The sequence below is a fragment of the Lentibacillus sp. genome, from assembly GCF_035301925.1.
In the GTDB taxonomy this organism is placed as follows: domain Bacteria; phylum Bacillota; class Bacilli; order Bacillales; family Amphibacillaceae; genus Lentibacillus.
The window spans coordinates 1-11,757 of sequence record NZ_DATGTI010000131.1 but is presented as its reverse complement, the minus strand read 5'-3'; the positions used below and the strand labels follow the sequence as shown (position 1 = coordinate 11,757).

Annotated in this window: 16 protein-coding genes and 2 tRNA genes; 6 read left to right on the top strand and 12 right to left on the bottom strand. The window is 43.4% G+C overall.

What is annotated here, in order from left to right; translation table 11 throughout:
* Nucleotides 1–232 precede the first annotated feature (232 nt).
* The 3 genes from VK080_RS11040 to selD form a co-directional block, all read right to left on the bottom strand.
* Nucleotides 233–625 (bottom strand): hypothetical protein, encoded by a 393-nt coding sequence (locus VK080_RS11040; RefSeq protein ID WP_324224823.1) that lies wholly within the window; start codon nt 623–625, stop codon nt 233–235.
* A gap of 100 nt (nt 626–725) precedes the next feature.
* A complete protein-coding gene (gene mnmH, locus VK080_RS11035; RefSeq protein ID WP_324224822.1) occupies nt 726–1,781 on the bottom strand; it encodes a tRNA 2-selenouridine(34) synthase MnmH in 1,056 nt (351 codons plus the stop codon).
* An 18-nt stretch (nt 1,782–1,799) separates the two neighbouring features.
* Complete coding sequence (gene selD, locus VK080_RS11030) at nt 1,800–2,846, bottom strand: selenide, water dikinase SelD (protein WP_324224821.1); 1,047 nt, start codon at nt 2,844–2,846, stop codon at nt 1,800–1,802.
* A gap of 306 nt (nt 2,847–3,152) precedes the next feature.
* On the opposite strand from selD, the gene VK080_RS11025 reads away from it, so the two are divergent.
* The 5 genes from VK080_RS11025 to VK080_RS11005 all read left to right on the top strand — a co-directional run bounded on the left by VK080_RS11025 (nt 3,153) and on the right by VK080_RS11005 (nt 7,878).
* A complete protein-coding gene (locus tag VK080_RS11025) occupies nt 3,153–3,527 on the top strand; it encodes a GntR family transcriptional regulator (protein ID WP_324224820.1) in 375 nt (124 codons plus the stop codon).
* An 11-nt stretch (nt 3,528–3,538) separates the two neighbouring features.
* Nucleotides 3,539–4,228: an ABC transporter ATP-binding protein gene (locus VK080_RS11020; protein WP_324224819.1), complete on the top strand. Its 690-nt coding sequence runs from the start codon at nt 3,539–3,541 to the stop codon at nt 4,226–4,228.
* The gene (locus VK080_RS11015) at nt 4,225–5,055 is read left to right on the top strand and encodes a hypothetical protein (RefSeq protein WP_324224818.1); all 831 of its coding nucleotides are present in this window, start codon (nt 4,225–4,227) and stop codon (nt 5,053–5,055) included. The genes VK080_RS11020 and VK080_RS11015 overlap by 4 nt, the downstream gene beginning before the upstream one ends.
* 13 nt (nt 5,056–5,068) lie before the next feature.
* Nucleotides 5,069–6,220 (top strand): hypothetical protein, encoded by a 1,152-nt coding sequence (locus tag VK080_RS11010; RefSeq protein WP_324224817.1) that lies wholly within the window; start codon nt 5,069–5,071, stop codon nt 6,218–6,220.
* 377 nt (nt 6,221–6,597) lie between these two features.
* Nucleotides 6,598–7,878, top strand: coding sequence for a glycosyltransferase family 2 protein (locus VK080_RS11005; protein ID WP_324224816.1), 1,281 nt, complete (start codon nt 6,598–6,600; stop codon nt 7,876–7,878).
* Nucleotides 7,879–7,954: 76 nt separating this feature from the next.
* Here VK080_RS11005 and VK080_RS11000 read toward each other — a convergent pair whose 3' ends face one another.
* The 8 genes from VK080_RS11000 to VK080_RS10965 form a co-directional block, all read right to left on the bottom strand.
* Nucleotides 7,955–8,170: a hypothetical protein gene (locus VK080_RS11000; RefSeq protein ID WP_324224815.1), complete on the bottom strand. Its 216-nt coding sequence runs from the start codon at nt 8,168–8,170 to the stop codon at nt 7,955–7,957.
* 15 nt (nt 8,171–8,185) lie between these two features.
* Nucleotides 8,186–8,557, bottom strand: coding sequence for a DUF2642 domain-containing protein (locus VK080_RS10995; protein WP_324224814.1), 372 nt, complete (start codon nt 8,555–8,557; stop codon nt 8,186–8,188).
* Between the two features lie 139 nt (nt 8,558–8,696).
* A complete protein-coding gene (locus tag VK080_RS10990) occupies nt 8,697–9,140 on the bottom strand; it encodes a spore coat protein (protein ID WP_324224813.1) in 444 nt (147 codons plus the stop codon).
* Between the two features lie 26 nt (nt 9,141–9,166).
* Nucleotides 9,167–9,871: a spore coat protein gene (locus tag VK080_RS10985; RefSeq protein ID WP_324224812.1), complete on the bottom strand. Its 705-nt coding sequence runs from the start codon at nt 9,869–9,871 to the stop codon at nt 9,167–9,169.
* Nucleotides 9,872–10,007: 136 nt separating this feature from the next.
* Nucleotides 10,008–10,226: a spore coat protein gene (locus VK080_RS10980; protein ID WP_324224811.1), complete on the bottom strand. Its 219-nt coding sequence runs from the start codon at nt 10,224–10,226 to the stop codon at nt 10,008–10,010.
* A 257-nt stretch (nt 10,227–10,483) separates the two neighbouring features.
* Nucleotides 10,484–10,819, bottom strand: coding sequence for a thioredoxin family protein (locus tag VK080_RS10975; RefSeq protein ID WP_324224810.1), 336 nt, complete (start codon nt 10,817–10,819; stop codon nt 10,484–10,486).
* A 106-nt stretch (nt 10,820–10,925) separates the two neighbouring features.
* A tRNA-Ser gene (locus VK080_RS10970) sits at nt 10,926–11,013 on the bottom strand.
* 4 nt (nt 11,014–11,017) lie between these two features.
* Nucleotides 11,018–11,093: transfer RNA gene (locus VK080_RS10965), tRNA-Thr, on the bottom strand.
* Nucleotides 11,094–11,223: 130 nt separating this feature from the next.
* Between VK080_RS10965 and VK080_RS10960 the strand changes: the two genes are divergently transcribed.
* Nucleotides 11,224–11,418, top strand: coding sequence for an SHOCT domain-containing protein (locus VK080_RS10960; RefSeq protein WP_324224809.1), 195 nt, complete (start codon nt 11,224–11,226; stop codon nt 11,416–11,418).
* A gap of 42 nt (nt 11,419–11,460) precedes the next feature.
* Here VK080_RS10960 and VK080_RS10955 read toward each other — a convergent pair.
* Nucleotides 11,461–11,757, bottom strand: a 297-nt coding sequence (locus tag VK080_RS10955; protein ID WP_324224808.1) for a tryptophan synthase subunit alpha, incomplete at its 5' end; no start/stop codon positions are given.

The window sequence follows — 11,757 nt, the reverse complement described above, 5'->3', positions numbered from 1 at the left end:
CCGCGGGCGGCTGGTGAGCCTCCTCGTGCTCGTCGCGTTGCAAGCTATCTCTGTGAGGTATACGCTCCTCGCAGAAAAGATTGCTGCCGCACTGCGGGGTCTCACCTATGCCTCTCATCCCGCAGGAGTCTCCGTATATTTACTCCGCTAAGGCAACTTATTGTTCACCTTTAGTGTTGGTCATTTTTGTTTTGTCCCAGTCTCGTTATTTTAATCATACATTAGCCTGGGTTTATTTGCCATCCTCTGTCCTCATAAATGTCAGCACGGCAAAAAGCGCAAAGCTTAATAGCAAAATCGAGCCACCCACAATAAAGAAGACGGTCACAAATCCATCAGCAAGATCAAATGGACGTACATAATAAAGCCACATGCCGGCGGTCAGGCCGATTGCCCCAACAATCGCAGACCAGACATGCAATGTGGCGATGATAGTTCTGGCGGGGGTGAAAATTTTGTAATAAACAGCCCATGCGAATAATGTCAGCCAGCCGACAACCAGAATATGGGCGTGCACCGTCTTGAATGCCAGGCTGCCGGCGCCTGCCATGTGTGAACCCAGAAAGGCACCAATCAAAGCGAAAATAGCAGAAAACCTGAGTAAAACCTTACTATAATTCCCCAAATCAACTCCCCCTTTGCTAAGAATAAATGTGATTCATCGTCCATCAGTGTATTTCCTGTATATGAACAGAAGATGAATACCATATTTCAATTCACGTCACTTATAGAGACTTTACGCTTTGTGGATACAATTCCGCGAGTTCGTGTTCAATCTGCATCAAAGCATCTTCCATATCGCCTGCCTTGATTGTTTTGATTTTTTCTTCCGCGTATTTTGCGGCCATATGCTCATATCTTGGATCATAGTAATAAGTCAGCAGCAGCTCGATTGCCTGTTGATAGTTTTCCTTTTTCAGGTCTGAGTCTATCTGTTTTGCAATTGGCGTATGGATGCGTTTCTGGATGCGTCCGTAAGCTTCGATGAATTTGTCGGGATTATTCCACGGCTGGTAGTCATCCAAAATGTTCCGGACGCGCTGTTCCATCGGTAACCCAATAAACAGCTGTGTGCTTTGTTCTTTTTTATCATACAAAAACTCGGGGATGGTGACCTTGCCGATCCGCTTGCTTTCACCTTCCATCAAGACAAACGGTGCATCCCGGAATTTGTGCATTGCTTGTACCAGCTGTGATTCAAATTCTTTCTGGATATTGGGTTCAACTCCGATATGGCCGAAAATGGATCCCCTGTGCCCAGCCATTCCCTCGAGGTCGATCATCGGATAACCTTTTTCAGCGAGCTGATGCAGAAGCTTCGTTTTACCTGTCCCGGTATTGCCGTTCAAAACAACGATATCAGGCGGAAATTCGGCTTTCTCCAGTTCGCTCACAACCCACTGCCGGTAAGCACGCACCCCGCCTTGGAGCCGGTTGACATCAATGCCCATCAAATCCACAACTGTTGCAGCGGTTTTACTGCGCATACCGCCGCGCCAGCAGAAAACGGTTTTCGGTGTATCAATCTCCTGGAACTTAGCGATGAATTCAGGCAGTTTAGCCGACATGATTTCCAGCCCGCGTTCCTTGGCCGCTTCTTTGCCGACCTGTTTATAAAGCGTACCGACTTCTGCACGTTCGTCGTCTGTGAATACCGGTATATTGATACTGCCTGGAATGGTCGTTTCATGATATTCTTTTGGTGAACGAACATCGATAATGGTATGTTTTTCGTTATGCTGTTTTTTCAATAAATCTTCTAAGGTTATATCGTGAAACATATAATCATCACTTTCTAATTAGTCGACTGTGATATGTCCATTATGGCCATCTCTTACGTGACCTATAATCTGCGCCTCGACACCTTTTTGCTGCAGTGTATTAAGAAGGGTATCGGCATCGTTGCTGTCCACCGACATAAGCAGTCCGCCTGATGTCACCGCATCGCATAAAATATATTTGTCCAGCTGATCAAAACTTTCGGGGAAAGTTACGATATCGTTGATGTGGTTAAAGTTATTCTTGGTACCGCCCGGGATGACGCCTCCTTCAGCGAGTTCTTTTACGCGCGGTAATACTGGAACCGCTTTTGAATCAATCCGTATTTCCACATGGCTGCCTGTCGCGATTTCTGATGCATGACCGAGCAGCCCGAATCCGGTAACGTCGGTGCTGGCGTTCACTTTAAAATCGCTCATCGTTTCGGAAGCTGTTTTATTCAATGTTGTCATAACTTGTGTTACCCGGTCAATTTCATCTTGCTCAAGCAGTCCTTTTTTCAGTGAACTGCTCATAATGCCGACGCCGATCGGTTTTGTCAAAATCAGTTTGTCCCCTGGTTTAGCACCCGTATTTGTCTTGATATGATTGGGGTGAACCGTTCCTGTTACGGCCAGTCCGAACTTTGGTTCCTGGTCATCGATTGAATGACCGCCGACAAGCGATACACCGGCTTCTTCCAATTTATCACCGGCACCACGCAGGATGTTTGCAAGAATGCTTTCATCCAAGGTGGAAATGGGAAACGCAACGATATTTAAAGCTGTGATTGGTGTTCCGCCCATCGCATAAACGTCACTGATGGCATTGGCGGCAGCGACCTGACCAAATGCATATGGATCATCGACAATCGGTGTGAAAAAATCGACGGTCTGCACAAGTGCGAGATCATCAGTTAATTTATAGACACCCGCATCATCACTGGTATCCAATCCGACAAGCAAATTCGGGTTCGGGACGGTTTGCTGGGGGAGTGAACGAAGTACATTTTCCAGGTCGGCCGGGCCGATTTTGCAGCCGCAGCCGCCTTTTGATGATAAAGAGGTAAGTTTTATATTATCCGTCATGATGATCATCCTTCCAATCGTTAAAGTTCATATAACATCTATTTTATCATATACAGGTTAGATGTGTCGGGACAAGGGGTCAGACCCCTTGTCCCATAACAGCTTTAACGTTTATGACCGGCAAAAAATCACATGTTTGTTTATTTCTAATGGTAAGTTTTCAGATTGTTGTTGACTTCCAAGTGTATTAATAATATAATACACCACATAGAATGTATTACACACTTAATACACATTTTTTTTGGTTTTGGTGTATTAATCATTTAATACACTTACATCCATGTCAACTGAGTGGGAGATGTGCTTATGAAGGTGAATTTTAATAAACGGGATCCGGTTTATGTGCAAGTTATCCGACATTTTAAAGAACTAATCGCAACCGGGGTCTATGAGCCGGGTCAGGAAATCCCGTCACGGCGGGAGCTTGCCAACCGGTTAAAAATCAATCCAAATACTGCACAGCGGGCTTATAAAGAAATGGAGGAAGCGGGTTTGATTTATACGGAGCGGAATTTGCCGAGCAGGATTACGAAGGATGAGAACATCCTCAAATCGGTGAGAGAGGAATTGATTATGGAAGCGGTCGATGATTTTGTCCGTTCGGTCCGTTCGATCGATGTTCCGGTTGAGGAAGTGCTGGATCTTGTGAAAGAGAAATATGAAAACGAAAGCGCTGGATAGGAGGCTTAGACATGATTGAGGTAAATGATATTCAGAAAAAATTTGGCAGAAAAAAAGTGCTTAAAGGCGTGTCGTTCACCGCCGAAAAGGGTGAAATCACCTGTATTATCGGGATAAACGGGGTCGGCAAAACAACGATTATGAATGCGATCATGAACCTGACACCGCTTAATGGCGGGCAAATTTTGATCAATGGCGAAACGATCAGTAAGCACAGCTATGAAAAAATCACGTTCATTCCGGATGCCATCATTATGCAGCCGAACATGACGATAGCTGAGGCGATGCAGTTCATGGCCGATTTTTATGATAGCTGGAACCAGGAGCGCGCAACGGAATTACTCAAATTCTTCAAATTGAAGCAAAGTGAGAAAATCAATAACCTGTCAAAAGGAAATCGGGCAAAAGTTAACTTACTGCTAGGACTAGCACTCGATGTTGACTATTTGCTGATGGATGAGCCCTTTTCCGGCATTGACATTTTCAGCCGGGAACAGATTGCAGAAGTTTTCACGAGCCACTTGGTTGAAGACCGTGGTGTGATTATTACGACCCATGAAATCAATGATATTGAACACTTGATTGATAAAGCCGTTCTTCTCGATGATGGGAAAGTTTTAAAGCAATTTAACAGTGAAGAAGTCAGGGAAACAGAAGGCAAATCAGTCGTGGATGTCATGCGGGAGGTGTATCAGCCATGAATCGTTTCATGAAACTTGTCAACTTTGAATTAAGCCGGTTTATGAAAATCTATCTTGTGTTGGTTGCCATGACGGTCGTCGTACAGGTTGCAGGCGTGATCGTGAAGGCTAATGAATATATAGGTAAAGCCAACCAGGCAATCAATGAAGATGGGCTATCGATGGCTCAATTTGTTGAGCAAAATGGTGTCATGTCATTTATGGATTTTACCCGGAGTCTATGGTTTATGGGGCCGATTGCGATTTGTGCAGCAGCGTTGATTTTCTATATTTTTATGATTTGGTATCGTGACTGGTTCGGTAAAAATACATTCATCTATCGGCTGCTAATGCTGCCGACAGCACGGCTGAATGTTTATCTTGCCAAAGCAGCATCGATTGTGTTGATGGTGTTGGGACTTGTATCCATACAGCTTATCATCCTGCCACTGGAAAATAGGGTTTTCAAGTGGATGGTGCCGGTGGATTTTAGATCGGATATGACACTTGGCCAGATTGTCAACTGGAATTACTTATCCATTCTCGTCCCACAAACCTTTGTTGAGTTTATCCTCTATTATGGTGCCGGATTTATGGCGGTATCCGTTCTGTTTACGGCTATTTTATTCGAGCGCAGTTTCAGGTGGAAAGGACTATTGCTGGGTATAGGGTATGTTACTTTATCAGTCATCATTTTTGCCTTGCCTGTTTTATCCGAACTTTTCCTGAATCGCAATTACTTTTATCCGCTTGAAATGCTCGGTCTTGAAGTTGCATTAGGATTGATCGTGACATTCATGTCGATTTGGATGGGTCATTATTTATTAACGAAAAAAATTACGGTATGAAAGGAGTTATCGAATGAAACGATATTGGCGATTAATATCGATTGTAACGGTTGTTGTTTTGACTGTCGGGACATTTTATATACAGTCATCCTTAGCGGCAGGCGGTTATCCGGAATTCAGTATCGAAAATATAAGTGGTGATGAGGAAGTAATCGAATCGGTCATTCTGAATGGCAGTTATAATACTGGAACCGGAATGCATGTCGCTGTTGACGTGAAACCTGAGGATTCCGAGTATTTCAATAAACAATCGTTTTTCGAGCGTCTTCAGGGGATGTACAGCAGTGAGGTCAAGCGACTGCAGGAGGAATACCGCAGCTTTATGCGCGGAAAAGCCGGGAGCTTGACTTCTTACCTGGAAACAGAGGAAACACTGGCATATGCAGATGTAAACAATCAGTCAGTACGCACTTCGGGCAGTGAAATGGAATTTGATATTGCCGTTCTGGATAAAGAAAATGGTGAAACAACAGCATTCAAAGCGCCAGTACCAAACAGGGCAATGTATCACCAGGTGTACGTTGAAGATGTACAAATGGCAGATAACACATTGAGGGTTATCACGCGTAATTTTTCCAGAAATGGCGAGAATGTACTCCATTTGTATCATTTCGATATAACGAAACAGGAAATAACCGGCGATGAAAGAATTGCAATGACCGGTGAAAATGAAGAAAACGCTATGAGTGATTTTATGAAGGTACGTGAATCAGATCAGACAGCACCAAGTGACTATATCATTTTCAGGGAAAATAGCCCGGCCAATCAGAATGAGCAAGGATATATCGTATATAACTTGGAGACTGGAGAAAAGCAACAATTGGATTTTTCGGGGAGGGATGTGCTTCTTTCTCACAATGAACATCTTTATTTAAGTACCGGGGATCAAATTCTGCAGTATAATATTGAAACGGATGAAATGACAGCTGAAATTGACCTTCCTGCACAAGGTGATGGGGAAACGCAGGAACAGTCACCGCCGCTGTTTCATGTAACAAATGACAGAATGTACCTGCTTACGTCAATTCCTGGACAGAAAATGGGCCAAAATATAGTTGTTATTGATACAACGTCAGGTGAAACGTTATACAATGGGAAGGTGACGAGTGAGAAGCCTGTTGACCAACATGGTTCATTGCATATATTTGATATTCAGATCAGATAAAAAAAGCCTGCTTCTGTATTAGGAGCAGGCGTTTTATTCTTTAATCGGGAAGGTTTGCATGGTGGTTTTGAACCGGTATGATATTAAATGTAGGAAAGCCGGTGATCAGCCGGCTTTCAAAGGGTAAAATTCATGGGTGTGGGCTCTCAACAAGACTTGTATCGATTACTATATCGTATGTTTAGTATAGCAAACTGAATCGGCATTTCTACCAAGAGATTTGCATATCTTATAGTATACTAGACAAATGACATGTTTCTCCGGGAATGGCGGTATTGATGAAAATATAGAAAAACATAAGTATTTATTTCCGGTCATATATATGTACTTGGGGTTTTGCATCGTGCAAGCTTTGACACATGATCGGAGGGGTGTCATTGAATGATATAACTGCCATTCTTATTGGTTATGCTGATCAGGTAACACTGCATAAAGCGTTTATGTCCTTAAATCCGCTTCGTTCCAGACTGAAATCGGTTATCGTTTTTCAGCAAACAAAGGGTGCCTTCCAACGTGTAACTGATATTGACTGGTCTGACCGGATTCGAACGATCCTAGTTCAGAATCAGGACGAAGGGGACCTACTGCAGAAAACGATCCATTCGATCGATACACCGTATGTTTTATGGCTGAGCGGCAATGATTATCTTTCATCTAAAATAACACCTCATTCGTTTCAGCTATCCGGGAATCAGTCTGTTTTGGGAACTTTTAAACATAACCAGGACATGACAATCCGGCAGCCACTACTCGTTCGCACGTCACTTCTAAAACAGCACCCATTGTTATCATCTTCCGAGCTGCCATTCAAAGAGGCATTGTTTCCTGCCTGGCTTTCCCGGGTGGAAAATTTCGCGAAGAGCTTTAAGGAAGGTTTAGTCAAGGACGCCAGGAAAAATAACGCGAAAAATACAATCGAAAAGCAAAAGTTTATCGAAAAATACCAGCTAAAAAAAACGAACGCCGGTCACCCCAGCCTTTCGATTATCTTGTCAGCTTACAATATGGAAGCGTATGTCCAAACGGCTGTCAGCTCATGCCTGCTGCAAAATGAACAGGCCGAACAGTTACTGATCATGGATGATGGATCAACGGATCATACGTGGCAGCTGCTTCGACGTTATGGTGATGATTCGCGGGTGCAGGTGTTCAGCAAAAAGAATGGAGGTAAGGCAAGAGCCTTAAACACATTACTGCCATACGTGACGTCTGATTTTATATTGGAACTTGATGCGGATGACTGGCTGGATCCTGATGCGGTTTCCGTCATTAAAAATCAGCTGTCGGGTCTGTCAGGTGGGATGGCGGTTTTGTACGGTAATCTCAGAAAATGGAAGCAATTGAAAGATGATGTTCTATTTAAAGGAATTGCCAAAGGAAACGCCATCAAAGGAAGGAAGGCTCTCTTATCCTACCGCTTTCCGCTTGGACCGAGAGTTTACCGCACTTCCTCGCTCAAAAAGGCAGGCGGCTTTCCGGTTATTGATTTTGCGGATGGCAGGCTTTATGAAGATGTCAGTGTTCTAAACCGATTAATCGGCCATTACCGGTTTCAATATCGGGATTTTACCGTATATAATGTGAGGGAACATAAGGATAGCATTACGAAACAAAACCTTGACAGCTGGTATGACTTTTTAAAATCACTTAACAGGTAAAGAGAACAATGGGCGTTAGATTTGTTTAAAGGAAAATACCCCAGCCCAATGGGCCAGGGTATTCGCACGTAACATATTAAGCTGCCGCAGCAGGAAAACGGACGAAGTTGATAGCATTTATTGACAGGTATTGTGTGATATTTTCCCCATAACCACCGTCAACCTCGACAACAAGAACCAAGTTTGCGGTAACGGTAGAGAGAATACCTTCTATTAAATTGGTATCAGTCGCTACTTCAACCCTCGAACCAGTACGTGTGGCCAGTTCTGCTGCAAACGTATCTTGGAACATCAGAATCCCTCCTTATTATTCACTGACCAATTCAATACTTTCCATAGGGACAAGGACTTGTGCCCCGCCGGTTTCAACCAGTACAACATAGTCATTCTGCACTGAAATGACTGTACCTGTTACAGGGCCAAAAGCAGTGGTAATTGTCACTTGCTCATTTTGTAATTCCAGTAATACATCTCTCAGTGTTTCAGGTGCTGTGGGGTCAGCGGGTGCACCTGTTCCATTATCGGTACCGAAATCTGCACTGAACCCGGCATCGAAATCAATGCCCGGTAAATCAACTGACACATTGTGATTCAAACCGGCATTCGTATCAAATAAGTTTCTGGTTAATTGATTACCAAGACGCAATAAACCTCGTTGGCGATTTGTCAGATTAGCCACAATTTATCATTCCTTTCATAACAAATTTTAAACAGTCTCTAAACTAATAAGAGACAGGGTTTACCGGGGAGGGGAGTGATGGTAAGAGCTAATGGATTGTTTGGTTTAGGGCGTTTCCCCGGAATGCTGCTTAACTCAATTAAAGAATATCTAGGGCAGCAACAATGGCGGCTAAGATCTGGAATAACAACTGAATATTAACAGCTACATCTGTATCGGTTGTGGTAATTTCAATATCTCTTGATTGTTCGACAATTGTTTTTTGGTGGTTACCCTGTCTTGTATTGGTCATTTGTCTGAGATCCTGTGTGAAACCTTCTGATTGTGCACCGTCACCGATAGCAATTCTAATGACGGCTGCAATAGCTGCTTCAATACCAAGTTGCAGAGAGACAGCCGCCTGTCTGTCGGTCGTTGTGACATCAATGTTCTCGGAGTCTTTGATGATAATCCATTCATCTGATACTTGCTGATTGGCTGTAGCCTGATCCGCATTTTGTGTTGCTGCCGCATCGTTTTGGTTACTTGTATGGTCATCACAATGATCCAATGCACGCCATTTTGTTTTGGTCATATAACTCATTTAGTTTCCACCCCTTCCATAAATTTTTATAAAACATCAACCATGACAACGAGCGTTACCAGCAGTTGCAGCAGAACTTGAATATTGATGGCCAGATCTGTGTCTCGTGTCGTTACAGTAGCGTCTTTCGTATTGTAGATGAAGATTTTTTGTTTATTGATTTGATCGGCATTAAACGATTGCATAAGGTCCTGGGATATGGCATTGCTTCTGTTTGAATCAGCAATGGCAATATTCAGCACAAGGGCTATTGCCAACTGCAGACTTGCCTGAAGCGAAACCCCAATTTGTGTGTCCCTTGAATCAACCGTGATATCACAGGACTCTTTCACCCAGATCATTTCTGCTGATTCCTGATCCATAAAGGAATATTGACCGTCCGCTTGTGAAACGTTTGCGTCGGGATCAACCTCGATCATTTCAAAACGGTCATGCTTCTTGTCGTGTTCATGCTTATCCTTGCACCTGTCACATTTGTTGGAGTCACGTACACAGTCAGCGGCTCCGCATTCCTGACAGTGTTGATGACCGTGTTGGTGTTTATCTTTATGGTCATGTTGCTTATATTTATCCCTGCATCTGTCGCATTGGTTGCAGTCACGTGCACAGTCGGTAGTTCCGCAATTCTGACAGCAATGCTGGTGGCCGTGTTTGCGTTTATCTCTAAGGTAAAAGTATTTGCTTTTGTAGCCAAATGGGTTCATGGTATCGTGTCCTTTATTTGATCTCATATTAACACTCCTTTCTTTTGTTAATATTACTCTATGGATATTCCTACTAATCAGATTGTACACATACACTAGATTCTCGTTTTTTGGCAAAATTAAAGAAAACACCTATGAAATAGGTGTTTTCTTTAATAGACTCTTATTTATCTGTTTTTGTCGTATTTTTCTCTCCTTGATTAAATTGTTCCACTTGTGTTTTCAGGTCTTCAACCATTTCCTTCAGCATTTGTCGCTGTTCGTTCGATATATTGTTTTTGATTTCCGCAGGTTTGACATTATTTTTGCGGAATACCTCGTCAACCATGACTTTGACAACTTTCTCGGGGACAAAATTATTTTTGGATGATTTTTTGGTCATATTCATATCACCTGCTTTCCTTAAGCTTTAGTTTATCCTATGGCGCATGACGATTTTTGATTGTATGACTGTCTATGAATTTGGGAAAAAGATGTGTTGGTGATAGACTATTATCCTATGAGAGGTATATGAGTGACAGATATCTATCTTTGGTGGTTTAGCGGAAGAAAGGACAGGGGAGAGCTTTAAAAAGGCAGCGAGTCGTACGGGTACCTTCCCGGCTGGATGTCCCGCCGGTTTTGGCACTGGTTGTTTGTCTACTTCAGATAGCCTTCATATATTTTGCTTAATTTTTCCTTGAACAAATCCATATGGACGATACGGGCTTCGCGCAAATATTCTTTGCCATCGACAAACAGGAGGACAACCGGTACGGCGAAAATTGAAAAACGTCCGGCAATTGCTTCCAGATGATCCGCATTGACATGTCCCATTTGTATTTCCGGGTAGTTATCAAGAAGTTCCTGGACCTGTGGCAGCAAGCCGTGACAGATACTGCAGCCGGTCCGGGAAATGAAGATGAGTAACAGTGAATGATTGGCAATGAAATCATCAACCTGGGCCAGTGTGTTTAAATCGGTGTATTCCCTCATGGTCTTGCCCCCTTGGCTTTGGCGAAACACTTTGTTTTAAGCATTTCCTTTAGTGATAAAATTAAACTGCCGCACTGAGCGACAGTTTTCAATCAGTATATACAAACGGAGGAGGTGGGATTCGAACCCACGCGGGCGTTAACCCCTAACGCATTTCGAGTGCGTCCCCTTCAGCCGGGCTTGGGTACTCCTCCAAAATGGTGCTGGTGAGAGGACTTGAACCTCCAACCTCATCATTACGAGTGATGTGCACTACCGATTGTGCTACACCAGCATGTCAGATGCAACTTTTAAGTCCATTGAAAATCATAATATAATTTTTTTATTTGTGCAATGGATTTGACTGGAAATTTTCTGTGCTTAAATTCCTAAGAACAGGGAAACGTATTTGTGGAGGTGATCTCATGACGGTTGAAGGCTATATCAGGTTAGGTTTGGGCATTATTGTTTTGGTTATGATCGTGATTATCCTCTACCGGTTTAATGCGGGAAAAAGCAACCGGCGGCAAAGTTCACTGGAGATTATGAAACAGCGTTATGAAAAAGGTGAGATCACGAAGGAAGAATATGAAAAGGCTAAGAAAAAACAAGGGAAATAATTGCTGCCGCTTGCCGAACAAATGCCGGCAAGCGATAGCAGACTAAATGCTTTTTTGAATCAGCTGTTTGATATCGTTCGTTTTACCTCTATGAAATAAATCCACGATTTTGCTCCCGATAACTACACCGTCGCAGCTGGAGCCCAGTTCGTGAGCCTGTTTTGGTGTAGACACGCCGAAACCGGCCAGAACCGGTATGTCGATCATCTGCTTCAAGTTCTGCAAGTACGTGTTGACATTGCTTCCGTGTGATGTCCGGGCACCGGTCGTTCCCGTGACGGAAACAGCATAAAGGAAACTTTCCGTCCGCCGGGCGATTTCTGCAAGGCGCTCGTCCGG

Bases quoted from the DNA above. Each gene is read 5' to 3' on its own strand.
- mnmH (WP_324224822.1), bottom strand. From the start codon at position 1,781: ATGTTTCACGATATAACCTTAGAAGATTTATTGAAAAAACAGCATAAC.
- selD (WP_324224821.1), bottom strand. From the start codon at position 2,846: ATGACGGATAATATAAAACTTACCTCTTTATCATCAAAAGGCGGCTGC.
- VK080_RS11025 (WP_324224820.1), top strand. From the start codon at position 3,153: ATGAAGGTGAATTTTAATAAACGGGATCCGGTTTATGTGCAAGTTATC.
- VK080_RS11020 (WP_324224819.1), top strand. From the start codon at position 3,539: ATGATTGAGGTAAATGATATTCAGAAAAAATTTGGCAGAAAAAAAGTG.
- VK080_RS11015 (WP_324224818.1), top strand. From the start codon at position 4,225: ATGAATCGTTTCATGAAACTTGTCAACTTTGAATTAAGCCGGTTTATG.
- VK080_RS11010 (WP_324224817.1), top strand. From the start codon at position 5,069: ATGAAACGATATTGGCGATTAATATCGATTGTAACGGTTGTTGTTTTG.
- VK080_RS11000 (WP_324224815.1), bottom strand. From the start codon at position 8,170: ATGTTCCAAGATACGTTTGCAGCAGAACTGGCCACACGTACTGGTTCG.
- VK080_RS10990 (WP_324224813.1), bottom strand. From the start codon at position 9,140: ATGAGTTATATGACCAAAACAAAATGGCGTGCATTGGATCATTGTGAT.
- VK080_RS10985 (WP_324224812.1), bottom strand. From the start codon at position 9,871: ATGAGATCAAATAAAGGACACGATACCATGAACCCATTTGGCTACAAA.
- VK080_RS10980 (WP_324224811.1), bottom strand. From the start codon at position 10,226: ATGACCAAAAAATCATCCAAAAATAATTTTGTCCCCGAGAAAGTTGTC.
- VK080_RS10975 (WP_324224810.1), bottom strand. From the start codon at position 10,819: ATGAGGGAATACACCGATTTAAACACACTGGCCCAGGTTGATGATTTC.
- VK080_RS10960 (WP_324224809.1), top strand. From the start codon at position 11,224: ATGACGGTTGAAGGCTATATCAGGTTAGGTTTGGGCATTATTGTTTTG.